This is a genomic window from uncultured Bacteroides sp. (genome assembly GCF_902491285.1).
Taxonomy (GTDB): Bacteria; Bacteroidota; Bacteroidia; order Bacteroidales; family Bacteroidaceae; genus Bacteroides.
Map to the genome: position 1 here is coordinate 1 of NZ_CABUHK010000030.1, position 26,386 is coordinate 26,386.

Here is a 26,386-nt window from a genome sequence, read left to right on the forward strand (position 1 = left end):
TTCCTTCTATATATCCTTCTTTTCTGGTATGAGCGCCGAGTACTTCGGCTATATCGCGTGCTACAGATGGTTTTTCGGCTATGCAAACTATCATTCTTTCTCCTCTTGTTTTTTATACTAACAGTTTGCAAAGTTACACGAATATTTGTCTAAAAGAACAATATTCTGCAGAATATGTTACTCCTACCAAAGTAAAGCACTCATAATGAGAATACGAGCAAAATAACATCCCGTTTCTTCATTCTATCTATCTGGAGTGAAAAAACGGGATTATTACATTTTAGTCAATTAGTATCCATATAGCATTCCGCACCCAATCATGTTTTATTTCAAACCTGTGAAGTCACAGAAGAGAGGATAGTGTGAAGAAGCGGTCGCAACGTCGGCTCCGGTCAGATATTCCATCACGTCGGCTTGCGTCACAGTAACGTCATGGTCTTTCAAAGATACAATAAAGTCCAGACGACGCTGTTTTCCACCGTTTTCGGTCGACTTGTCCGCACTAAGAAGATTCCAATCTTCCTTTACTTTCTTGAAGAAGTCGCTTTCCAAATTGCCTTCATTGAAATAGCCAGCCAAGAATGCCGGCTTGTTATAAGCGGACAACTTCGTATGCAATGTCTGAAGCGCCTCAATACGTTTAGCCATATCCGTATCAAAATTCGTACTAGCTACCACAAATTTCTCATATTCCACTACCATTGCCGCACGCATCTCACTCTTTCCCGGCATCTGATACCTGTCCACACTGATTGGTTCGTCTTTCGTCAATATACCTACGCCAAACTCTCCGCCCTTGTAATCAATCGCTTTAGCAAAATAATCATGCATATTACTCTTTTGCGCCAATGTATTCAACTGGTCTATGCCGCTTGAGCGCTCCGTCTCCTTATCCAGTCCCTGCAAGCAGATAATATCGGAATTCATTTTATTTATAACAGCAGCGATGCGGTCATAGTCAATAATTCCGTCCGTACCGGCACAGTTTTTCATGAAGTAATTAGCTATGCGCAAATCGCCCGCGGCTTTCGGAAATTCTTCGAGTGCCGTCACCTTGCGGAAATCGCAATAAAGAGGATAATGGTCGGAAGCCATCGAAACGTTAACACCGTCCAGATTATACACGACATTCGATTTCACCACACTCGTTGCAGGACTCTTCAATGCCACAACAAAGTCGATGCGCTTGGTAGATTGCCCCGTAGGGAAAGTATTTTCCGTAGAACTAACTACATTCCATTCCTTTTTCAACTCCGTAAAGAATGCCCCGTTCATCAAGTCTTCATTAAAGTCACCTGCCATATACACTACCTTTTTGTATTCTTTGGCAAGCTGTGTCAATAACTTCGCAGACTCTATTCTGTTATTTTCTTCCAGAGCCAGATGCGTGGAGATGACTACATAATTCTCAAATTCGGCTATGGCAGCAGAACGAAGTTCGGCACCGGGAAGCGGGTAAGTCCGTGTACTGACCGGTGTTCCTTTAAATAAAAGACCGTTTCCATATTCACCTCCCTGATAGCTGATTGACTTACTGAAATAGTGGTTCATTCCTGTTTTATCTGCCAAGATTTTCAACTGGTCGACTTTATTGCTGCGGGTAGTCATATAGTCCACTTCCTGCAAGCAAACAATATCAGGCTCCATTCCATTGATAATAGCGGTAGTTCTGTCATAATTAATCACGCCATCGCTGCCGGCACAATGCCTTATGTTAAAAGTCAGTACTCTGAGATTATCCTCTCCTTTCGGGTAAGTATAAGAAACCTCCTGCTTGCCGTAGGGTATCATATTATCGAACTTGGAGTTGTCCATGTCATCGGCACAGGACAAGTTGGCAAACACTGCTGCCAGAAGACATATATAAGAAATCATATTTTTCATAAGAATTTATATTTCTGAATCTAATTAATTAAAGTTCAATCCGTCATTCCAACCGGGATTCTGTGTGACTGCACCATTGGACAAAGTACGTTCGCTGATAGGAACAGGATATAAATAATCTCTGTCTTCATTCCATTTTTTAGTAATCAGACTATGACAGATGATATAACCGCTCTCACCGTTCGACAAACGAATCTGTTCGCCAATTTCCAGATATAAAGGTACATTTCCGGCAGGTTTCGTTCCAACGTAGAAGCAGACATCATCCGTACCGTCCTGGTCCAAATCGTAAGTACCCGGACCGGGGATATAGATTCCCAGCAAGTCATTCTCGAATAATTTTCCTTCTTTCCAGCGCATGATATCGTAATAGCGGAAACCTTCCATCGCCAGTTCGATAGTCCGTTCACGGCGAATTTCAAGAATTACCCCCTGGTTAGCTCCTTTCACATTCGGATAACCTGTGGCAGCACTCATCAGGTACGGATCCGGTTTTGAATTAGCCAGTTCCATATCCAGATTCCCCATCCCTACCCTGTCTCTGAGTAACTTGATGGATTTATTAATATCCGCCTGCTTCAAAGTTCCCAATTCGGCTTTTGCTTCTGCAAAATTCAAGTATATCTCTGCCGTACGGAACAGTGGAATATCATTGCATGATTTATTATATTCATCATAATTAGCCGTCATCGAATATTTTATCAGGTGATATCCCGTCATTGTGTAAGCAAGGTTCGGAGCCTCTTTCTTTGTACTTCCTATTCTCGTATATCCGGGAGTACGGATAGTTTGTGCCAGTCGTGGGTCCCGATTCTGACATTCCTGCTCGAAAGTCATTGTTTCATAACCGGCTTTATCCGTGAAACGGCTTCCGTCCGCCATCAGATAAGAATTCACAATCTTCTTATTTAATCCCGGGCGCCCCATCGTAGTGGCATTCTCATAATTCTGCACATTATGAAGAACAGAAAGAGAGGCTTCATAGTCGCGACCGAAAATGATTTCATCCGCTTGCAGATTCATGGAAGCGAATAAATCCCTGTAAGGTGTACTGCCCGATTTATAGAGCGTATATCCGCTTTCATTCATAAAAGTTTCGGATGCCGAGACACAAGCATCCAAATATTTCTCATAATCCTCTAATCCGTGATATTTGCGGAAAGTCCCCTCGAACAGACAGACACGGGATTTCAGTGCTAAGGCTGTCCACCGGGTCAGTATATATGCATTTTTTGTTTTCGGAAGATTGGTAATCGCAAAATCCAGGTCGGACAACATTTTCTGCATGACGAATTCCCGTGAATCCCGGGCCTTATACAAATCCGGGTCGTCCGAATCAAGTGCTTTGTCATACCAGGGAATGTCACCGTACCTCTTCACCTTCTCAAAATAGAAATAAGCTCTGAAAAAACGGGCGACACCATCATAACGGTTACGGGCATTCACATCCGTGCAGTTGTGAGAATACTGCAAATAGAAATTAATATCCCGGAGTGCAGTAAAATTCCAGCCGTTTCCCTCATCGGGGATGATACGCTGCCCGGACATTTCGAGCATCAAATCGGACTTGACAATTAAATCGGATGATTCGGAATAGATATCGGCGGCAGCCGGAATCAAGTTATTATAAAACTGGTTCGTAAACAATCGCAACTCATCCTCAGTCTTGAAGTACACATCAGGATACAGACGGTCTTTAGGTGTCTTATCCAACCAATCGTCGCAAGATACGAAAGATACCGCCAATGCGAGCAACCAAGATACTATATAAACAGGTTTCATAATTCAGATATTATTTAGTTTAAAAAGTTACGTTCACTCCAAAAGAATAGGTCTTCGACCAAGGATACAGTTTAGCGTTACCATTTGCCGACTTAATGGAGTTCTCCGCCGATGCCTGTTCCGGATCAATGTAATCACTCTTTAGTGGAGAGAAAGTAAACAGGTTCTCGCCACTGAAATAGATATGCAGGCGTTCTATCTTCACTTTCTTCGTCCATACGGCGGGAATCGTATAACCTACTGTTATATTTTTTACCCTGCAATAGGCTAGATTCTGCAAATAACGGTCGTTCACCACTCCCAAAGAACGATTATTGCCCAAAGCAAGATACCCTATCGGACGCGGGAAATAAGCATCCGGATTTTCCGGACTCCATACATTACTCAAGAAATCACGGGGAATGAATGATGAGTACGGACGCGCATACGGTCCCCAAAAGAATACGGAGTTAGTGCCCGGATACCAGTCCTGATGTCCTACGCCCTGGAGATAGATAGAGAAGTCGAAACCGTACCAGTCGAAACCACCTTGAATACTATACGTATAACGCGGCAATGAGTTTCCGATTATTTTCCGGTCACCCGGGTCATCCGCTGTATTCGAACCGGAAGATATTTTATTGTTACCGTCCAAATCTACGAACTTCATATCACCGGCATGAAGTCCCGGATTCACCTGTGCCGTGTTGATAACGAAGTTCACTGCCGTTTGGTCAACGTTATAGTTTGCCGCTTCTTCGTCCGTTCTGAAAAGTCCGTCCACTACATATCCCCAAATATCTCCCAGTTTCTGCCCGACATAATAATCGCTCAATATCTTGGACGGATTATCGAATTTCGTTATTTCCGATGTATTGTCCGCCAAGCCTACGGACAGGTTATAGCGGAAAGGCTTGTTTGCCAGCTTGAAAGCGTCGTTCCATGTCAGCATCAATTCCCAACCTTTGGTACGCAGGTTGGCTGCATTTTGCTTGGGTTCATTAGCTCCGTAAGCACCGGGAAGTTTCTTGCCGGAAGTTTGCATACCTTTGGTATCCCTGATATAAGCATCGGCAGTCAAGTTCAAACGATTATTCAAAAAGCCGAGGTCTAGTCCCACGTTCCAAGTCGAAACGGTTTCCCAAGTCAGGTCGGCGGAATTCGGATCGGAAACACTGGCATAAGAGCCTTTCTTCTGATCACCAAATATATAATTCATTGTGCCATTGGTGTTAATGGTTTGTATATAGTCATAATATCCTACCTGCTGATTTCCCAACGAACCGTACGACAAGCGTAATTTCACATTATCAATATTCTTCTTTAAGTTTCCGAAAAACGGTTCTTCACTGATTCTCCATCCTACGGAAGCTGAGGGAAAGAAACCAAAACGGTGTCCGCTTCTGAAACGAGAACTTCCGTCATAGCGTCCGCTCGTCTCAAATAAGTAACGGCCGCCCTTGTAGGAGTAATTAAGACGATAAAATGCACCTAGAAGTGCGTATTCATTCTGTCCGCCGGACATAGTCATTGCGTCACCGACTGCCAGATTCAAGTCATTCAGGTCATCGGAAAGCAACCCTTGGCGGGAGACTTTAATGTCTTTCAGACGCTTGGTTTCATAGTTATAACCAGCCATAATCTTGAACTGATGACCGGCAAAATCCAACATATAGTCACCATACACATTGAAGGCCTGATACCAATGATTGGTTTGTGTTTCTTTCAACTGATTCACACCGTTTCCGGTAGTCAGGTAGGATATTTCACCTGGATATTTGGAATAGGGCACATTCACCGTTCTGTTCATGGTTTGATAATTATAGTGCAGGTAACTGTAATTGGCACGGATATTCAGGTTTTTCATTACATTGAAACTTGCCTCAAATGTTGTGGAAAACTCATACCGCTGGTCTTCATTTTTATGCTTTCCATAAGCAAGGATAGCCCCCATCCCATCCAAAACTGCGGAATTACTCAATGAGGTCAGATACACGGCACTACCGTCAGGATTGACAGGTACAAAGCTAGCCAACGCATGATTCACAGCAGTATTAAAGTTGTTATTAATGCCCGACAGTCCCGGATAAGAGTAACTATTGTAATGGTACTTCGTATTATTGCTGATGGTCAGCCTCGGAGTTATTTTAGCCGAGATTTTACTTCTGAAGTTATATACCTTATACTTATCGGGGTTCTGCCTGAAGATACCAGTCTGGTCAACTGTATTTCCTGATAAGTAATAGTTCAGCTTGTCATTTCCCCCGCTAACACTGATATTATGCTCCCACATCGGTCTGTTTTTACGATAGAGATAATTATACCAGTCAAAATTACCGTAATATACATATGTGTCCCTTCCATCGCGTTGGTCGGTCACTACCCAGGGACGTTCCGGATTCTCCGTTTTATCATTCCGCCGTAACCAAAGCTGACGGTAATCTTCTTCCGTATAATTAGTATAAGGCTTTCCATTGTAGTTGGTATAAAACAGGTCGTTAATACCAGCCGAATAATAGCCTCTGGTTTCAAAATCGGTAGAAGTCGTCTGATTACTCCATGAGTATCTCCCATCATACGAAACGGTAGTCTTACGGGCAGACCCCTCTTTGGTAGTCACAAGAATAACACCATAAGAGGCACGCGCACCGTAAATGGCAGCAGAAGAGGCATCTTTCAGCACTGAAATAGATGCGATGTCATTCGGGTTCAAGCGATCGACATCTCCCTCTATACCGTCAATCAGAACCAGTGGCGATGCATTGCCGCTAATAGAATTGACACCACGGATATTGATAGTTGCCGAAGCCCCCGGATAGCCCGACCCGAAAGTAACATTCATATTAGGAACTGTTCCTTGCAACATCTGCGAAGCTCTCGGCACAGGTCTGTCTTCCATCGTTTTAGTGTCTACTACAGCTACGGCTCCCGTCAGATTGACTTTCTTTTGAGTACCATAACCAACGACTACCACTTCTTCCAACGTCGCTGTATCCTCACGGAGCATCACTCTCGAAGATTTCTGCAACTCGGAGACTTTGATTTCTTTCTTTTCAAACCCGATATATGACACTACGATTACCGCATTGACCGGAACGGACGACAACGTAAATTCACCATCCAAGTTTGTGACTGTCCCCATAGATTGTCCCACCACCTGTACACTGGCACCAATTATCGGTTCGCCATTCACATCGACTACTTTCCCCACAACCCGGTGTAAGGACTGTGATGGGACAGTAGCGGTATTGCGTGCTGTTTTCTTTGTGATGATAATCATCCGGTTTTGTAGCTTGTACTCTACGTCTTTATCCAAAACAGCAGCAAGCACATTGTTTACAGTTGTTTGTTGAAAGGAAGCTGTTATTCGCTTGTTTTCATTAACCTCGTCTGTTTTATAGATAATGGAGTACTTTGTCTGCCGCTCAACTTCTTTCAATACCGCTTTTAGCGGCTCATTCTTAAAGACCTTCGTAACTGTCTGCGCCCTAAATGACTGGACGCCCATACATAACAGAATCAGGAGAAACAATCTAAAAAATGAGTTTCTTCGGTCATTCATAATTTTATCAATTAAGTTGTTACAATTTAAAGTGATTTATATTTAAGGATATATATATATTCGATTGTAGTAATTTCCAAGAACCGCCTCTATAAGATAAAACAACTCATCGTCCATCTACCCAACTCCTATAAACACAAAAAAGCAGATTATTTCTGCTTTTTGTATTTATAGGCTCTTATTATTCAGACCACTGGAATATCGGATAACCGTCCGTTCCTTTTTTCCAAAGATTCGGATTCCAAGCTACGATAATATCTTCCAGCTCTCCGGTCGTTTTTGCCACTCCGTGAAATGTCGTTCCCGTAGCCGACGATTCGTCCGATGGAATAATTATACTTTCATTCACTTTCAGTACGATACCATCATAAGCATAACAATTCTCATAGCTGCCCAATGAAGCAGATACACCGACAATGCGTCCTACGGTTGACGAAGTATCTACTCCGGTCATATTACTCCATGCTGCACTGTTCTTGATGGCAATATCACTATTCTTGTCGATTTGTCCTAAAACACCACCTATGCCTCCTTTTGTCGCGCTGACCGCCCCATATGCATAACAGTTTTCAATAAAGCCACCGACACCAACTTTCCGCCCGACAATACCACCCGCTTTTCCACCGCTTGCAGCCTGGTCGTTGACCGTTGCACTTGAATAGCAGTTCTTTATATAGCTTTCCTGTCCGTCATAGCTGTTTGCCAACACACCGGCGATTCCACCAGCAGCACCGGATCCTATCACCTCACCGGTCGTATAGCAATTCACAATTCTTCCCGTCTTACTACCATTTCCCTTATCTTTAAGTCCAAGATAACCGGTGATAATTCCTATACCTTGCCGAGTGGACGAAACGGAAGCGTCAACAAAACCTACATTACGGCAATCACCACACAACACCCCAAAGAAACTCGGATAATCACCGGCAGAGCATTTAAAGTTCTTAATGACATGACTGTCTCCGTCAAAGTCTATCTCATAAGGGAAATCTCCTGAGCCATTCAATGATTGCCAATCATCAATACCTGCCATATCAATGTCAGCGCCCAACTGAAAATAAACTTTTATTCCCGATTTCAATACACTACGCATATTCTTAATCTGCGTCCCATCCATTATCACATAAGGTTTGCTGTCCGTTCCGTTTCCTTTCTCGAACAAACCGCTGGCACCGTCTCCGTCACCATCACTAGTTCCATCGTCCGTTTCCGTCTTTTCAAATGGAACACGGGTATATGAGTCTAAAGGATTAGAGTCAGAACACGAAATTGCAACAGATGCCATCATCAACAGCATCCCCAATCTGCCTATTTGAGTAATATTCATACTTGATTTCTTTACAATTAAACATAGAGTTCTTATCTTATATATATATCCTTTTCCTTGTATTCTACTTTGATAGGTATGATTTCTTTAAGCGCATCCATTACGTCTACGATTGTCTCTTTATTACGCAACGAAACACGGAACTTCATGTCGCCCAACTTCTCGGACTCCAACTGAATACGCACATCGTACTGACGGGAAAGTTTCTTCACCATCTCTCCCAATGTTATATCGTCATATTCGATTCTGTCTTCCGCCCACGCCATTGCCTGCCATGCATTGACTTTCTTTCCTTTCAACTGCCCTGTCTGCAAATCCAAAGAAATGGATTCTCCCGGCGACATCCGTATTTGTTCTTCCTTATAATTCAACTCTACCGTTCCTTCCTGTAAGGTAGTAGTTATATAAGAATCGTCCGGATAGGCGGATACATTAAACTTCGTACCTTTCACCACCACATCATATTCCTGCGTCTTTACCGTGAATCTCTTTCCATTCCGCCTGGTTACTTCAAAATATCCTTCTCCTTCCAGTTCCACAACCCGGTCGGCAGTATTGAAATGATTCGAATATCTTAGTACGGAACCTGAATTCAGCCATACGATAGTCCCATCCGAAAGCTGTATTTTACTCTTATCCCCCAGCGGGGCTTCGCAAACAAAGAACGTTTTCGGTGTAAACAGGTAAACAGTTTGCCGGATACCCAGCGTGCTACTGATAATCAACGCTACCACGGCAGCGATACGGGCTATCTTCCATATATTCAGTTTCGGTTTCTTCAATAATGGAACAATAGCTTCCTGCGTGTACATCTTATGCTTCAATGCTTCCCATTCGGCATCAGTCTGCGAATCAGACACCCGGTTGCTCATCCATTCTTTCTCCCATTGACGGAATCTGCCATAGCCACCCTCAGTCTGTTCAATACATTCAAACAGGGTCTTTTCGTCAGCTCTTGATATACGTCCTTCAAAATACTGAATAGCCAATTCTCGGATATTTTCTTCTTGCTTCATTATATTCACTTTCTATAAGATGTAACAACCCATATTTCATTTACCCAACTCCCGAAACAAAAAAAGCAGAAAAAACTTTCCTGCTTCTTATTCTTTAATATAACTAAAGAGCAAATTAATCAGTTTTGCTCCATCATCAGCCATGCCAATATCATCATATACAAATCCACCGGATAGTGCTCACTGAAATGCCTGGAAAAATATTGTAAAGCTCTTGCAATATGTTTTTCGACTGCCGTAGTCGATATTTGTAGTTTTTCCGCGATTTCCCTGTTCTTCAATCCTCTGAAACGACTTAACAGAAAAATCTCACGCGACCTGTCCGGCAACTGATTGAGCACAAAAGCAATCTGTTCCTGTAATTCATTATATAATAATTTATGTTCCGCATCCTGCATAAAGTCTGCGTAGTAGAGTCTTTCTTCTCCATCCACCTTTGCCAGATACTCCACCCGGTACTTTTCAACAATCGAGCGATGTTTTAAATAATTCAGGCATCCATTACGAACCATAGAAAAAAGAAGAGAAGTGAGTGAAAGAGCAGATAACATTTCACGACGTTCCCAAAATCGCAAGAAACACTCCTGAATAATATCACGGACTGTTTCTTCATCTTCAATAAAACGGATAGCATACCCTCGCAAACGAGGATAATAACTCTTGAACAGAAACTCAAAAGCCACATTATTGCCTCTTTTCAGCTCCCCCAATAATTGTTTATCATCCATGAAATCTACCATAGTTTAGAATTTTATACGCAAAGGTACGGTCCAATAGTTAACAAAGTGATGACAATATTATGAATATTTTTTCAATAAATCAAATTTAAGGTACTTTTTATAAAATCCCCCAAAGGGAATATTTCAATAATAGGATACAAAAAAAGGGTCAGCAACTGACCCTTTTTTAATTATCATTTCATGGTTTATACAACCCGTTGATTGCCTTATTCTTCATCCATAAGAATTTCCAAAATCTGACAAGCAGCTTTCGCAACCGGAGTACCCGGACCGAAAATAGCGGCTACACCTGCCTTATACAAGAAATCATAATCTTGTGCAGGAATAACCCCACCGGCAATCACTACGATGTCTTCACGTCCCAGTTTCTTCAACTCTTCGATAATCTGCGGAACCAATGTCTTGTGTCCGGCAGCCAGTGAAGAAACACCCACTACGTGAACATCGTTTTCTACTGCTTCGCGAGCCGCTTCCGCAGGAGTCTGGAACAATGGCCCCATGTCCACGTCGAAACCGCAGTCTGCATAACCTGTCGCTACCACCTTGGCACCACGGTCGTGACCGTCTTGTCCCATCTTTGCAACCATGATACGAGGTTGACGTCCCTCTTTTTTCGCAAACTTCTCTGCCAGTTCACAAGCACGCTTGAAGTCGCTATCGTTTTTACTTTCTGATGAATACACGCCTGATATCGTTCTAATTATTGCTTTATAACGTCCTACAATCTGTTCGCACGCATAAGAAATTTCGCCCAAAGTAGCACGAACACGAGCTGCTTCAACTGCCAGTTCCAGCAAGTTACCCTTGCCAGTCTTCACACATTCAGTGATAGCAGCCAATGCTTTATCCACTTCTGCCTGATTACGTCCTTCTTTCAAACGTTTCAGGTTTTCAATCTGTTCAAGACGAACGGCAGTATTATCAATTTCAAGAATATCAATTGGAGCTTCTTTATCCAGACGATACTTGTTCACACCAACAATAGTCTGCTGACCGCTGTCGATACGGGCCTGTGTACGTGCGGCAGCTTCTTCAATACGCATCTTCGGAATACCGGTTTCGATAGCTTTCGCCATACCGCCCAGTTTTTCGATTTCCTGAATGTGTTCCCAAGCCTTATGAGCCAGTTCGTTCGTCAGGGACTCTACATAGTAAGAACCACCCCACGGGTCAACGTTCTTACAGACATAGGTTTCTTCCTGAATATAAATCTGAGTATTACGGGCAATACGTGCGGAGAAATCTGTCGGAAGAGCGATAGCCTCATCCAATGCATTGGTATGCAAAGACTGAGTATGTCCCAAAGCAGCGGCCATAGCTTCGATACAAGTACGTCCTACGTTGTTGAACGGATCTTGCTCCGTCAATGACCATCCGGAAGTCTGTGAGTGAGTACGCAAGGCCAGTGATTTCGGGTTCTTCGGATTAAACTGTTTCACAATCTTCGCCCACAACATACGTGCAGCACGCATCTTGGCTATTTCCATAAAGTGATTGGTTCCGATTGCCCAGAAGAAAGAAAGACGCGGAGCAAATGCATCGATATCGATACCTGCCGCTGTTCCGGCACGGAGATATTCCAAACCGTCGGCCAATGTATAAGCCAACTCAATATCTGCGGTAGCACCTGCTTCCTGCATGTGATAACCGGAAATAGAGATAGAGTTAAACTTAGGCATCTTCTGTGAAGTGTATTCGAAGATATCAGAGATAATCTTCATAGAGAATGCAGGTGGATAAATATAGGTATTACGCACCATGAATTCTTTCAAAATATCGTTCTGGATAGTACCTGCCATTTCTTCGAGTTTAGCGCCCTGTTCCAAACCGGCATTGATATAGAATGCCATAACCGGAAGTACAGCACCGTTCATCGTCATGGATACAGACATCTTGTTCAAAGGAATACCATCGAACAAAACTTTCATGTTTTCCAATGAACAGATAGATACACCTGCTTTACCTACGTCACCCACTACACGTTCGTGGTCGGGGTCATAACCGCGGTGAGTAGCCAAGTCAAACGCTACTGACAAACCTTTCTGACCGGAAGCCAGATTACGGCGATAGAAAGCATTGGATTCTTCGGCAGTAGAGAATCCGGCATACTGACGGATAGTCCAGGGGCGAAGGGTGTACATTACTGAATACGGACCACGCAGATAAGGAGGAAGTCCGGCAGCATAACCGAGATGTTCCATTCCTTCGAGGTCTTCTTTTGTATAAACAGGCTTCACTTCAATGTGTTCCGGCGTTTTCCAGTCAGCGGAGATACCGTTAGCCTTTTGCCATTCAGCACCGTTAACTGGCTGAAATGCGGCATATATATCTAAGTTCTTAAAATCTTTTCTCATCTTACTTCAATAGTTTGGCGTTAAACTCTTTCAAGGTATCCAGTACGTTGACACGAACATGGATGAAGTTTTCGATACCTGCTGCTTTCAGTTCATCCATACAAGCAGGAGCACCGGCAACGATAAACATAGCGCGACCGTTCAATGCCTTGAATGCTGGAATTGCATATTCCGCATATTCATCATCACTGGAACAGATTACGACAATATCAGCTTTCGCAGCCATCGCAGCTTCCACTCCGGCTTCTACTGTTTCAAAACCGAGGTTATCAACCACTTCATAACCGGCACAAGCCAAGAAGTTGCAAGAGTATTGTGCACGTGCCTGACGCATAGCCAGGTTACCGATAGTCAGCATGAACGCTTTCGGACGTTTGCCCGATGCTTCCGTTTCAAGACGGAGTGCTTCAAATTCACTGGCAGCACGGTCGAATACCAATGTATCCACATCTTTCTCACAGGTATGGTCTTTTCCACCGCAGCAGCATTTTGCTTCAACCGGGCGTTTATCACCGGCCTTTTCATTGAAGTTAGGGAATTGGTTAGTACCCAGCAAAACTTCACGACGCTGAGCCACTGCCTTATGACGGGCTTTATTACTTTCGTTCACAGAAGCCTGAACAGTTCCGGCTTTCAATGCAGCATAGAAACCACCGGCTTCTTCTACTGATAAGAACAGATTCCATGCTTGCTGTGCAATAGATATTGTCAAGTTTTCAATATAGTAAGAACCGGCAGCCGGATCAATTACTTTATCGAAATGCGATTCTTCTTTCAACAACAGTTGTTGATTACGGGCCAAGCGTTCTGAGAAGTCGTCCGGAGTTTCGTAAGCCTTGTCAAATGGAGTGACAGTCATTGAATCTACGCCACCCAATGCAGCACTCATCGCTTCAGTTTGTGTACGGAGCAGGTTCACGTGCGCATCAAACAGAGTAAGATTGAAAGTCGAAGTTTCGGCATGAACCGCCATTTTCGCCGCGCAACGACATTCACCGTTAGGGCCTTTGTTTTCACAGTCGCGCAAGCATTCAGGATTGTAAGAAGCTACGATATTCGCCCATAACAGACGTGCAGCACGGAATTTAGCAATTTCAAGGAAATAATTGGAGCTGATACCGAAGTTGAATTTGATTTTCTTAGCCACTATAGCAGCAGGAACACCGGCATCGGTCAGTTGGGTCATATATTCGTTACCCCAAGCCAACGCATAACCCAATTCCTGTGAGATATAAGCTCCGGCATTGTTCAAAGTCAAAGCGTTCACATTCAGTACACGGTAGAAAGGAAGCGGTTGGATAGCTTCAATCAGTGCTTTGGCAGTTTGTACCATATCGCCCTTTTCCTTGCCGCGGGTCAGCATCTTGTTGAAGAAATCATAATTGATGGAACCTTTCAGCTTCTTCACATCATAATCCTTCTTTTGGAAATAAGCTACCAGCAGATTAGCCAGTTCTACAACGTGTCCCTGGCAAGTAGAGAAGTTCAGTTCAACACACTCAGCCTGAATATCATTCAACAAAGTTTCAAGATATTCTGCATTGAGTTCTTTTGCCTTTACATGGAAAGAAAGTGAATCGACACCCTTGTTCAGGATATCCAGTGCTTTCGCATTGGCCTCTTTGGGGCATTCCACTCTGATTTCCTGGCGAACCAGCCACTCATTGTTGTCTTTCTTAGTTCCTCTCAGATACGGGAATTCTCCGGGAAGCGCATCAGTAGTCTTTAAACCTTCCAGATCTTCCATCCGGTAGAAAGGTTTCACTTTGAACCCTTCGTTTGTCTTCCAAACGAGCTTCTTCTCAAAATCAGCACCTTTCAAGTCGGCTGTAACCTTCTCCATCCATTGTTCGGTGGAGACAGGAGAAAAGTCTGAGAAGAGTTTTTCTTTTTTGTCTGCCATAGTTTATCTAAAATTAAAACAAGAATTAATATTGTCTTTATTTTTATCTGTCTCTTTCCAAATGTCTGTTGTTCGACTTGCAAATATAACTAATTAGTTAAAACAAAGCTCTTTTTTATAGAAAATTCGCATAGCCCGCTTGCAGAATGTCGGACATTTGATGAATAAAATAAAAGAGAAGAAATACTTGATTTACATCAATGTTATAAGTAATTTTGCACCCGTTTTGAAAAAGACATTATAAAAACTGCTATATTTATGGATTGGTTACAAAGTTTATTGTGGGACCCCAGTTCCGTGGCACACATCGTGTTCCTCTACGCATTCGTAGTGGCAGCCGGCGTGTATCTCGGTAAGATAAAGATATTCGGTGTATCTTTGGGCGTCACATTTGTTTTGTTTGCCGGCATCCTAATGGGACATTTCGGCTTCACAGCCGATACACACATCCTACATTTCATCCGTGAATTCGGATTGATCTTGTTCGTATTCTGTATCGGTCTTCAGGTGGGGCCATCTTTCTTCTCTTCTTTCAAAAAAGGAGGAATGACATTGAACCTGTTGGCTGTAGGCATCGTAGTGTTAAATATTGCTGTTGCATTGGGGCTTTATTACCTCTGGAACGGTCGTGTGGAACTGCCGATGATGGTAGGTATCCTCTACGGAGCTGTGACGAACACTCCGGGACTTGGTGCCGCCAATGAAGCCCTGAACCAATTGAGCTACAACGGCCCGCAGATTGCGCTGGGTTATGCATGCGCATACCCACTTGGTGTAGTAGGTATCATCGGCTCTATCATCGCTATCCGCTACATCTTCCGTGTCAACATGGCGAAGGAAGAAGAAAGTCTGAAAACACAGAGCGGAGATGCACATTTAATGCCTCACATGCTTAGCTTGGAGGTGCGCAATGAATCTATCAACGGGAAGACACTGCTGGAAGTTAAGGAATTCTTAGGACGCCAGTTCGTCTGCTCCCGCATCCGTCATGAGGGACACGTAAGTATCCCCAATCACGAAACCATTTTCAATGTTGGCGACCAGTTATTCATTGTCTGCTCTGAAGATGATGCTGCTGCCATTACCGTATTTATAGGTAAAGAGGTGAATATAGACTGGGAGAAGCAAGACCTTCCGATGGTATCCCGCCGTATCCTGGTCACTAAACCGGAAATCAACGGAAAAACTTTGGGTTCCATGCACTTCCGCAGTATGTACGAAGTCAATGTAACCCGCGTTAACCGCTCCGGTATGGATTTGTTTGCCGACCCGAACCTTGTGTTACAAGTGGGCGACCGTGTCATGGTAGTAGGCCAACAAGATGCTGTAGAACGCGTAGCAGGTGTATTGGGTAATCAACTTAAACGTTTGGACACACCGAACATCATCACTATTTTCGTTGGCATCTTCTTAGGAATTCTTTTAGGCAGCCTGCCTATCGCTTTCCCCGGTATGCCGACACCATTAAAACTTGGCTTGGCCGGTGGACCGCTGGTAGTTGCCATCCTTATCGGACGCTTCGGTCATAAGTTCCACTTGGTGACTTATACGACAATGAGTGCCAATCTGATGCTTCGTGAAATCGGTATCGTGCTCTTCCTTGCCAGTGTCGGTATAGATGCCGGTGCCAATTTCGTACAAACGGTAGTCGAAGGTGACGGTCTGCTATATGTAGGTTGCGGTTTCCTTATCACAGTCATTCCGCTACTTATCATCGGTGCTGTCGCACGGTTATATTATAAGGTAAACTACTTTACCCTGATGGGATTGATAGCCGGTAGCAACACCGATCCACCCGCATTGGCTTATGCCAACCAAGTAACATCGAGCGATGCTCCCGCAGTAGGATACTCTACCGTTTATCCATTATCAATGTTCCTCCGTATTCTGACAGGACAGATGATATTATTGGCGATGATGTAAATCGAGCTTAGCATATAAGCAGTAAAGCCGGCTATATCTTTCAAAGGAATATGCCGGCTTTATTTATTTTACATATGTTCGTTTTATACTATCAACTTCAATTTCTTCACTACAAATTCTTCCACAAACCGCACGGTTTCTTCCACCCCCAAAGAAGAGGAATCCACACACAAATGATAGGTAGCTGCCGCTCCCCAAGTCTTATAACTATAATAATTATAGTATTCCGAACGTCTCTTGTCTGCTTTCTCAATAATCTCTTCCGCAGCCTCTTCATTCACCTGATGAATCCGGCATACCCTTTCAATGCGGTCTTCTTTGGAAGCTGAAATAAAGATATTTGCACAACGGGGATGTTCACGCAAGATATAATCCGCGCAACGCCCTACGAACACGCAGGACTTCTCTGCCGCCAAACGACGGATAACATCACTCTGCACCTTAAACAGAGCATCATTGCTTAGGCAATTAGTACACGGCATCGCCCCTTCACTGATAAACGGGAAGCGCATACCGAACAATCCGCCAATAATTCCCTGCGAAGCCTTTTCGTCCGCTTTCTCAAAGAATTCCTTACACAGGCCGCTTTCTTCGGAAGCCAAATTAATCAGTTCCTTATCATAGAAGTCGATTCCCAAACGAGCTGCCAACTTCTCTCCGATTTCCTTGCCGCCGCTACCCAATTGTCGACCGATGTTAATTACATAATTACCGCTCATAGTACATTTTGTTTTATGGTTTGGTAGCAAACATACGAATTATTTCTAAAACTCACATCATCAGACGAAAGTTATATTTGAAAGTAACGATGAAATATCCTTTAATTTCCTGCGTGCGGAACTCATAAAAACCATCGGCAGTGGGCATGCGATTGAAACTTTTCCGTCTCCCTAATATATCCGCCCAATGAGCCGATAACTCCGCCTTCTTCTCTTTCAGGAACCGCCAGGTAGCAGTCGCGTTCCACACAATCTCGTCATCTTCCCCTTTCTGGATATTCGTACCGCTACGCAACATATAAGCGGCATCCGTACGCAACTGCAAACCAAAAGGAAAATCCACATAACCGTCAAAACGGAAATTATAATAGCGGGTATAGTTATCATTATCATTCAGAGAATTAAGCGAATACTGGTAATTCCAGGAAGCGGCAAGTTCAAGTCCGCCCCAAGCAGGCTGATAGCCCGTCCGCACTTCGCAATCCAGTCCGACATCACGCGTCGTACTCTTCTCCGGTTGCACATTCCTGTCCTCATTTACCATACTGACACGGTTGTCATACCTTCCCCCCGAATTCAGCCTTAAAGAAAAATGTCCCCAACGCTTCCACCAGTCCGCGTTTCCATAGGTATTCCAATTGCCATTGATATTTATAGGATACGTTTCCCGCCCGCCGCTCTGTACATCATAAAGCATCACTTGTGTCACACTGTTCTGCTCCATCTGCCATCCCGCATTAGCCGATATGCCTTTAGTAGGATACTGAAAGTTCAAACGGATATTGTGAATAAACATCTGCTTCAAGTCCGGGTTTCCACGAGTGATGTACAACGGATTACTATTATCCGTCAGCGGCATCAAGGCCGATAAAGAAGGCTGCCGCGTTCTGCCGTCATAACTCAGGTTGACACGCATTTTCTCCTTTTTCTGCCACCCCACCCAAAGCATAGGCTGATAGTCAATGATATTCATCGCAGTATCCGCATGAAGCGTCCCCACTTTCCGGTCGATGGTACGTTTTTGCGGAGTGACGCCCAACGACGCATTAAACATCCAGACATCATCCGAATAATTGAATCCCACATTCAAGTCATGACCATTGCTACGGCTATGGCTCCGGTTGCTCAAACTATCCACATATCCGGTTTCATAACCGGAAGGCAGTTCACCGAAACCCGCCGAATGAGTCAATGAAGCCAAGTCATAAGTAGAGCGATTATCCCGCTCATACCGGGTACTCCAATTATATGCCGCCCGGAAATGTATCTTTTTACCGACGGGCTGAGTGAAATTCACCCCTACCCGCCATGAATTATTCCGTTGGGGAGAATCCAAATACTGATTCCGATAAAGCACCGAATCATTTCCATACTTGTCTTCCAACTTAAAATACGTTGTCTGCGACAGCGCAAAACTTTCATTATCTCCCCACGATTCCGAATTCATAATATTCACCCCAATAGTTGTCCCTTTCTCATTCAGACGCCGCATAATCCCTACCGTCCAACTGGTATTATTGGATTTTCCGTCCGAGAGCGAACGGTTCTCACTACGATTCACCTTTATACTTTCAGGGATAGATTCAAAATCTTCAAACAACCTTTCATGATTCACACTGGGCGGAGCGTCAAAAGAAGCGCTCTGGCTGTTACTTTCATTCTGATTAGGAGAAAAACCTAAATTTACATTGAAATGAACCTGTGTACGTTTATCCAGCTTACCGAATCCCATAAAACTGGAATTTATCGACCGACTTTTAGAGTTACCCTCATTGGCAGACGCAGAATACTGGTTACCGGTCTTTAGATACTGCTCCTGATACATGGAAGTAATGTTTCCATTCCGGTTGAGATTATAACTCACATTTCCGTTCAGAGTAAACTTCTTGCCAAATTTATGTGTCATATTCATCCCGATGGAATTATTGATATTATCTTTGTATGTACTATTCTGATAGCGGTTGGTAGAACGGGCGATAAAAGAAAGATTCTGTCCGTCCTTGCTAAAATAGTTCACCTGCCCTTCCAAATCCCTCTTCTTATTGTTACCATACCCTACCGTCGCATTTGTCAGCCAAGTTTTGTTCAATTCCTCTTTGGTTTGCAAGTCGAGCACATATTTCTTTTCTCCCGAGCTGATACCCGTAAACTCTTCCTCTTTTGATTTCTTATCATACACCCTTAGTTTACTAATCAAGTTTGCAGGCAGATTTTCGAGTGCCGTCTTTTTATCTCCTGAAAAGAAGGACTCCCCATTTACATTGATTTCGCTGATGGGCTGACCGTTGTAAGTCAGTGAATGATCTTTCTTGTTATACACCAATCCCGGAATACGTTTCACCAAATCTTCCAAATAAGCTCCTTCGGGAGTTTTATAGGCGGAAGCATTGATAACGGTCGTATCCCCTTCCATTACCACTTCCTGCAATTTTCCGGTCACTACCACTTCACCAATCCGAAGATCATCATCCTTCAACACAATAATGCCTGCATTTATGGATGTGGAATCTCCCAGCGTGCGATAGAAAGACTGCATTCCCATAAAAGAAACTTTCAACAGGTATTCTTTCTTGTCCTGCGCCTGATAAGTTAGAGTAAAGCGACCATTTTTATCACTTGCCGTACCTTTTACAAAAGTAGAATCCGTCTTTTCCAGAACGACAATGCTGGCAGAAGGCAAAGGCTGTTTCTTTTCACTTCCGGTTTCCAGCATTTGTACCCTTCCTCTGACAGTCCTCGCCTGTTGTGCATACATTATTGTATGTACACAAAATAACAGTAAAAGTAATCCGCCTAGTCTGCAAGTTTTCATGTCAATAGCAGTATAAGTCTGTATTTTAGTTTGAGCCTCAATAATGCATGTAAAATTAAGAAGTTTATTTAGAAAACTTACTACTTTATTCGTTTTATTAAAACAAATTACATTCCAATCACACAAAGCATAGATACGTACATCTGAAAATCACCTTTGAAAATAGCAAGACGAAAGCATAGTTTCCGAAAACTGGAGAGTATAAAGAAAGCGGCTAAAAGCAAGAGTGGCTTATTCTTGCTTTTAGCCGCATTTTTAGTAGTTGCTAATTATTTATTTAAACCTACATCCACACGTACTTTTTTCTCTACTCTCTTTCCATTCGAAATAGCAGTTATCTTACACTCTGTACTACCAATGTGCTCTTTAGCAGTCACAGTCAACATTCCAGCTTCCAAAGAATAGTCTACTAGTTTATTTTCTGCAAATTCCACCTGACGGATGATTGAAGCAGAAGTATTATCCGCATCAACTATTTTTTCAGCCAAATCAATGGCCTTGGTTTCTCCCGGAGACAATACTATCTGATTAATTAAGATTTCCGGTTTGTTGGCATCCTCAAAGAAAGGTACCGCAGGAAACCAGTAATACCCACTTTCTCCGGAATCTCCTCCACCTTTCACTTCTATTTCTTTTTCCAAAGCTCCACTCGGGCTGATGATATAAACCCAGTTATAATTTTCATATCCACGAGCTACTGTGGCAATTACACAATCTGTAATAGGGTCTATACGAATACCGGCTCCATAGAAAGTCAATTGTTTATTTTCATGTTTTCCCAAAGTATAAAAAGCCGAATTAAACGTCTGGGTATCTATATCATATTTCACTACTATAGTACTGCTCCAACCACCCTTTGTCCAATAGAGAGTATTACTTTGTGTACCAGCGCAAAGACTTCCCGCATTCCAAGCTCCCCAAGAGCCACTGATTTTTACTTCTCCAGGATATTCCATCGTTTCTTTTTCCAATGTGACAGGATTTACTTTTAAGAAGTTATCAGCCGTAGCAATCCATATTGTTCCATCTTTGCTTCTCGTTAAAGTATTAAATGACCCCTCTAATGTCTTTTCGACTTTATTGGTCGCTACATCAATGATATAGACTTTTTTATTTGTCAAAGCAAAAACACGTCCTTCCGCAAAGCACATTGCTCCCATCTGGTCGGAAATACCTTCCACCGGATTTCCCAGTTGCAAATTAGCTATATCAAACTGACGGATACCACCACTGTAGCCAATATACCCCAATTTATCATCTACTCCAACGAAAGAACGTCCGTCTCCTCCTATATCCGTAAATACCGCTTTCTTCTTCAATGTGTTTGCGTCTGCTACAACAAAGCGGTTTCCTTGTTTAGAAAGCAAATAGATATTATCTCCCCATGTTGTTCCAAATTGAGTTGTCACACCTAATGTTTCGTCCTCATTAGCTGCCCGATAAGCCCGATATACGACATCGTAACCGTCTCCATTCACTTTAAAATAGTTCACAGTACCATTATCATGTCCGAACCAATCCTCATTAGCTACATAAAAGCCTTTCGCCGGAATGACAGCAGACGGCTGTGAATCCTCTATAACTTCAACATACTCCAATTTTTCATCATCATCACAAGCTGTAAAGCCAATGCCAAGCGCAACAAACGCCAATAAAAAATACTTTTTCATTTTCTTCAGTTTTCTATATTAAAAAATTATTGATTTGCTAACACATGAAGATCCTCAATCCGACCAACCTCCGTAGAAGTCTCCCCAAGCCAACCACAGTATTGATTCACTCCAGTATATACTTTTATGAAATCAGCTCCTGGCAACTTTACAACCTGTCCTTCGGTATCGACAGCCCAACCAATATCAAATACATCTCCATCTTTTGTATTATCGGCATACCCCCAATCATAAGCATTCAATGTCCAACGTGCATAGGCGTCAGGTCCATTATCAACCCCATTATCAGCCAATAATGTACCTTTGAATACTATCTGATTATCAGTAATCCATTTCGGGAAATAATCTTGGTCATGGTATATGTTTTTATACACATAGCCACTTCTACTCTGGTTATCAGTCCAAGGGCAGTACGTGTCATCGGATAAATAGTTTTCAAGATCCGGAGTAGGTACGTGGTCTTTTTCGTTTCTGAAATAAGTGATCTCATACCCTTTAATCGTAGGCTTTTTATAATACTCACTGCCAGCCAATTCATACCATTCATCAGCGTCCGGTTTTCCATTCTGGTTTTTATCATAAGCTACCATCACAATAGCTGGTTCACTATTACCGATAAATGCATTTCCAACTATCCGAAAATCCTTTTCTCCTTCCACATTCTGAATAGTATGGTCGAAGCCAACAACTACATATCCCCCATAAGCTCCTAAAGTAATAACACCGTTCTTTCCGTTTCCGATAGTAGACAGTACTTTCGCATTCATAGTTTCCTGTGTATCACCCTCCTCGTAGGACGGCATCGTATTAACAAACTGCCCCGGGGCAGGACGATAATCAAGTACTTGTGTAATGTAAGGACTACCCTCAAAATTCAACTCCGGCTCAGGCTCTCCACTTCCTCCTCCTTCGCCACCTTCATTTCCGTTCTTTTCTTCCTCAGAACAAGCGGTCAACAAACTTCCACTCAGTAATGCTGCCCCTATTAGAGCAAACATCCATTTTACACTTTTCTTCTTCATAAAAATAAGAGGTATTAATAATGTGTATATATTATTTAATCAAACTTTCAGTTATAAAAGCAAAATGCCCGGGGATATTCCCCCCTTCTGTTTTCCATTTCAACTTTCCTTCGGGTGAGAAACAATAGACGAAGCCGGTCACCACATAATTTTGAGCATCCGACATAAATATCTCTTTAGTTTCAGGGTTAACGGCAATGCCATAAGGTATCATAATATCCTTATCAGTGCCGTCGGTAATAATCCGATCCGTTATTTGTCTCTTAGTCCGGGTATCCAAGATTCCATATGTTACCTTATTTCCGCCCGATGTCATGCTATAAGCCACACTATAATAATAAAGCTTATCGCCGTCTATACACATTCCTCCCACCGGAATATCCAAACATTGCTTTACTTCATCGGTCGTACTATCTATCACATACAGATTAGAAGGAGTATTCTTATAATCTCCACGCGAACTCACATAAATATCCCCACGTTCATCAATCGCCATCCGATACAAATTGATAGCTACATCTATTTTCTTTTCTTCTTCAAATGTTTCCAAATCAATCACAGACACCGTCCGGTCATAATTCGGTGCACGGTATCCTCCCGAATTAGCCACATACAGTTTCTTATTATGCACAACCATTTCTTCCGGCTGATATCCTACCGGCACTTTCCGGGTCACTTCCAAGCTAGCCGTATCTATTTCCGCCACAAACCCGACTTCCGCATTCGGATCAATCTGCACAGGACCCGCATAGGAACTGATATACGCCTTATCCTTCCAAAATGCCAGATAACGGCAATTAGGAACCTCTATCTCCTTGATTCTACGCGCAGTACGCACATCAAACACTACGATCAGATTGGAAACATTAATTACCGCATATACTTTCTGCCCATATACTTTAATATCATTCCCCACATCTCCCAACTCTTTTACAATCTCTGGATTACGTTCGGAAAAAATATCACGGGTATAATGCCCTGTCGTATAATCAAAATAATCAAGTGAAGCACGGTTCATTCCCATATTTCCCTCGTTGAGTTGATAAAACCCTTTAATACGGGTTCCTACCATAGGAAGCGCCACTTGCACACTGTCCGAAAGGAAAATCTGCTCATCCTCCCGACAAGCCGACAAACTCATAAAAAGTATCAGCAGATATATAAAATGTATTTTTTTCATAAGCTAAGACTAACAATAAACCGGAAATTCCGCCCCGGCATCGGATAATTGAGTACCACATCGTAATATTGGTTCAGCGCATTGTTCATCTCTACCGAGGCCTTCAACAGATAACGACTACGAATCCGGAACTCCTTTTGCAAGGAAAAATCATGTGTGTACCACGGTTCCACATAGTTACGCGGAATATTATTCACAGCCCCGTTATAACGCTCACCCACATAAATAAAACTGTAATTCAACGTCCACGTACCATATTCCACTCCCGCAATCACCGAGCCGCTATGCCAGGGAGTATAAGGAATCTGGTCGCCATACGAAGACAGTTTCTTCCCGTTGATTTTTGTAAAATCCTGCGCTTTCGCGAAAGAATAAGAAAGATTGGCATTCATCCTTACCGGTCCTGCATGACCGAATACAGCCGCCGAAACATCTACCCCCTTACTCTCCACTTTTCCCATATTTGTCATCATCCAGCGAAAACTGCTCCCGGTAGGCGCAGCAATAATCTTATCGGTAATCGCGGCATAGTAAATATCAGCCTGTGCAGAAATCCGGTCAATAAATCCTTTTTTGAATGTCTTTTGATAACTTCCACCAATATTAAATTGGTCGGTAAATTCCGGATTCAACTGACTAAAGCCTATTTGCGCATAATAAAGGTCATTGAAAGTAGGCAAACGGAAGATACGCTTATAGAAAGCACGCAAATTAAAATCATGGTTGTGGAAAGGTTTATACCCGACGATAAATGCCGGAGAAAGTTCCGATTTGTCAGGAGCTTGCACATTATTACGGACTTTCTCGATAACGAATGTCCCCAACACATCAGCCTGTAATTTCCATTTTCCCAGATTCAACGCCGTAGCCAGTGCCGCCCAAGTTGTATAGCGTTGCGGGAACGTGAAAGGAGTCCCTACTCCACGCATGACGGCATTCAACTTATTATATTGAAAATCGACAGATAAAGAAACATCCCAAACAGGCAGAATACTATACATATTCACCACCGATAAATACCAGTCCTGCTGATAATAGGTATTATCGAACTGCATCTTTTTTGTCACACTCTCTTGCAGAAACTGCACTGTATCCCTTGACAGATAATGTGTATAGTCATAGGCAAACTTCCCGTTCAGTTGCAACTTATATTTCGGGGTGACATCTTTCACAAATGTAGCTTGGGCAAAGAAATTCTTATCCTCCTGCCGTTCTCCATTCTGCCATACATTTTTCACGATAGCTCCGGGCAGTCCTCTGTCCGAATCATAATAATACAGTTTAGCCTGCCAATAGCCGTTATGAATAGTGCCATATACACCGGCTTCGATACGATAAGCCTCGATATCACTGTTCCATCGGGTAGCTGTCGTATCATAAGCCACTTTACCCTCCTGATTCAAACGTCTGTAACGAAACTTATATTGCCCGTCGGATTTCGTATATTCACCGCTCAGACTCAAGCTAAGGTTATCGTTCAGTTTATGTTCCAACCGGATGGAAGGATTAATCAACTGGATACTTCCTACCTTATAGCGTACCAGCAGATTCGTTTTCTTTCCTGTTTCAAACTTCGGTTTCCGGGCTTTCATATATACAGCCGAAGCCGAAGCAAAGTCTTTGGCAGACTGGAATATCTCACTTTTTTGTCCGTTATAAAGAGATAATTCTTCCAAATCATCCAGCGAAAAACGTCCCAAATCAACCACTCCGTTTTGTGCGTTTCCAATCTGAATGCCGTCATAAAACACCCCGACATGGTGAGAACCCATATTGCGGACATCTATCGTTTTCAATCCGCCCATACCACCGTAATCTTTGATTTGCACACCCGAAAAGTAACGCAAGGCATCAGCTACATTATGCGTATTCAGCCGTTCCAGTTGCAGCCCGTTCAGCCGTTGGGCAGGGATTACTTCTTTATACGGCTTCGCCGTAACCACTACCTCATCCAAATGTTGCAAACTATCCAAACGGCTTTGAGCTCCCAGCAACGCCGGAAGTCCTAAACAACCTACTGTCCATAGAATTTTTCGAATCATTCTTCCTGTCATCTCGTCTGTTTATTTTCTTTCGATTATAAACTTTCAGGAATACACAAAGACAGAAAAGGGCAGTCTGCTCCCCTTCAAAAAGAGCATAAGCCAGCGTCCTGCACAAACAGACACTGCGCACTTTGTACGTCGCATAAAAACAAGTACTATGTGATTACTAAAAACTGCACTCTTCAAACTTTAATCCCGGAAAGTTTCAAGAATTCAACTTTGGCAGGTCTTCTGACTTACTCCATTTCCCTAACGCCCTTCCCATTCCTCCAAAGCGGAACAGTGGATTTGAGTATTGTAGGAAAACTTTTGGCGGAGCTTACAGCAGCGGGTCTGTTCAGGATTTACACCTGATTCCCTTTTCACCACTCTTTCCGTAGAATCGGAAAAGTGACACCAAAATTTCTTGGAGACAAAGATACACAAATAGAAAGAAAATGGAAGAAAAATCCAATTAAAATAAAAACA

Annotated in this window: 15 protein-coding genes and 1 riboswitch; of the genes, 1 reads left to right on the top strand and 14 read right to left on the bottom strand. The window is 42.9% G+C overall.

The features are described from left to right. Nucleotides 1-324 precede the first annotated feature (324 nt). The 8 genes from RDN93_RS09875 to mutA all read right to left on the bottom strand — a co-directional run bounded on the left by RDN93_RS09875 (nt 325) and on the right by mutA (nt 14,547). Nucleotides 325-1,884, bottom strand: a complete 1,560-nt coding sequence (locus tag RDN93_RS09875; RefSeq protein ID WP_308745358.1) for an endonuclease/exonuclease/phosphatase family protein — start codon at nt 1,882-1,884, stop codon at nt 325-327. A 24-nt stretch (nt 1,885-1,908) separates the two neighbouring features. Next, the gene (locus RDN93_RS09880; RefSeq protein ID WP_308745359.1) at nt 1,909-3,666 is read right to left on the bottom strand and encodes a RagB/SusD family nutrient uptake outer membrane protein; all 1,758 of its coding nucleotides are present in this window, start codon (nt 3,664-3,666) and stop codon (nt 1,909-1,911) included. A gap of 19 nt (nt 3,667-3,685) precedes the next feature. Continuing rightward, nucleotides 3,686-7,207, bottom strand: a complete 3,522-nt coding sequence (locus tag RDN93_RS09885; RefSeq protein ID WP_308745360.1) for a SusC/RagA family TonB-linked outer membrane protein — start codon at nt 7,205-7,207, stop codon at nt 3,686-3,688. 181 nt (nt 7,208-7,388) lie between these two features. Then, on the bottom strand, nt 7,389-8,534 hold the full coding sequence (locus RDN93_RS09890; protein WP_308745361.1) for a peptidase M26: 1,146 nt from the start codon (nt 8,532-8,534) through the stop codon (nt 7,389-7,391). 32 nt (nt 8,535-8,566) lie between these two features. Then, nucleotides 8,567-9,550: a FecR domain-containing protein gene (locus RDN93_RS09895; RefSeq protein WP_308745362.1), complete on the bottom strand. Its 984-nt coding sequence runs from the start codon at nt 9,548-9,550 to the stop codon at nt 8,567-8,569. 119 nt (nt 9,551-9,669) lie between these two features. Further along, a complete protein-coding gene (locus RDN93_RS09900; protein WP_308745363.1) occupies nt 9,670-10,290 on the bottom strand; it encodes an RNA polymerase sigma-70 factor in 621 nt (206 codons plus the stop codon). 206 nt (nt 10,291-10,496) lie between these two features. Next, on the bottom strand, nt 10,497-12,644 hold the full coding sequence (gene scpA / locus RDN93_RS09905; protein WP_308745364.1) for a methylmalonyl-CoA mutase: 2,148 nt from the start codon (nt 12,642-12,644) through the stop codon (nt 10,497-10,499). A 1-nt stretch (nt 12,645) separates the two neighbouring features. Further along, nucleotides 12,646-14,547: a methylmalonyl-CoA mutase small subunit gene (gene mutA, locus RDN93_RS09910; protein WP_308745365.1), complete on the bottom strand. Its 1,902-nt coding sequence runs from the start codon at nt 14,545-14,547 to the stop codon at nt 12,646-12,648. A gap of 258 nt (nt 14,548-14,805) precedes the next feature. Between mutA and RDN93_RS09915 the strand changes: the two genes are divergently transcribed. Next, nucleotides 14,806-16,470 (top strand): putative transporter, encoded by a 1,665-nt coding sequence (locus RDN93_RS09915; protein WP_308745366.1) that lies wholly within the window; start codon nt 14,806-14,808, stop codon nt 16,468-16,470. Nucleotides 16,471-16,553: 83 nt separating this feature from the next. On the opposite strand, the gene RDN93_RS09920 is transcribed toward RDN93_RS09915, so the two are convergent. The 6 genes from RDN93_RS09920 to RDN93_RS09945 all read right to left on the bottom strand — a co-directional run bounded on the left by RDN93_RS09920 (nt 16,554) and on the right by RDN93_RS09945 (nt 25,915). After that, nucleotides 16,554-17,189, bottom strand: a complete 636-nt coding sequence (locus RDN93_RS09920) for a cytidylate kinase-like family protein (protein WP_308745367.1) — start codon at nt 17,187-17,189, stop codon at nt 16,554-16,556. A gap of 52 nt (nt 17,190-17,241) precedes the next feature. After that, nucleotides 17,242-20,001, bottom strand: coding sequence for an outer membrane beta-barrel protein (locus RDN93_RS09925; RefSeq protein ID WP_308745368.1), 2,760 nt, complete (start codon nt 19,999-20,001; stop codon nt 17,242-17,244). Between the two features lie 269 nt (nt 20,002-20,270). Beyond that, nucleotides 20,271-21,671, bottom strand: a complete 1,401-nt coding sequence (locus RDN93_RS09930; RefSeq protein ID WP_308745369.1) for a DUF5074 domain-containing protein — start codon at nt 21,669-21,671, stop codon at nt 20,271-20,273. 26 nt (nt 21,672-21,697) lie between these two features. Further along, the gene (locus tag RDN93_RS09935; protein WP_308745370.1) at nt 21,698-22,693 is read right to left on the bottom strand and encodes a PKD domain-containing protein; all 996 of its coding nucleotides are present in this window, start codon (nt 22,691-22,693) and stop codon (nt 21,698-21,700) included. A gap of 31 nt (nt 22,694-22,724) precedes the next feature. Then, nucleotides 22,725-23,873: a YncE family protein gene (locus RDN93_RS09940; protein ID WP_308745371.1), complete on the bottom strand. Its 1,149-nt coding sequence runs from the start codon at nt 23,871-23,873 to the stop codon at nt 22,725-22,727. Further along, the gene (locus tag RDN93_RS09945) at nt 23,870-25,915 is read right to left on the bottom strand and encodes a TonB-dependent receptor plug domain-containing protein (RefSeq protein WP_308745372.1); all 2,046 of its coding nucleotides are present in this window, start codon (nt 25,913-25,915) and stop codon (nt 23,870-23,872) included. Before RDN93_RS09945 ends, RDN93_RS09940 begins: the two co-directional genes overlap by 4 nt. A 206-nt stretch (nt 25,916-26,121) precedes the next feature. Further along, a riboswitch (cobalamin riboswitch) is annotated at nt 26,122-26,334 on the bottom strand. Between the last annotated feature and the right edge of the window lie 52 nt (nt 26,335-26,386).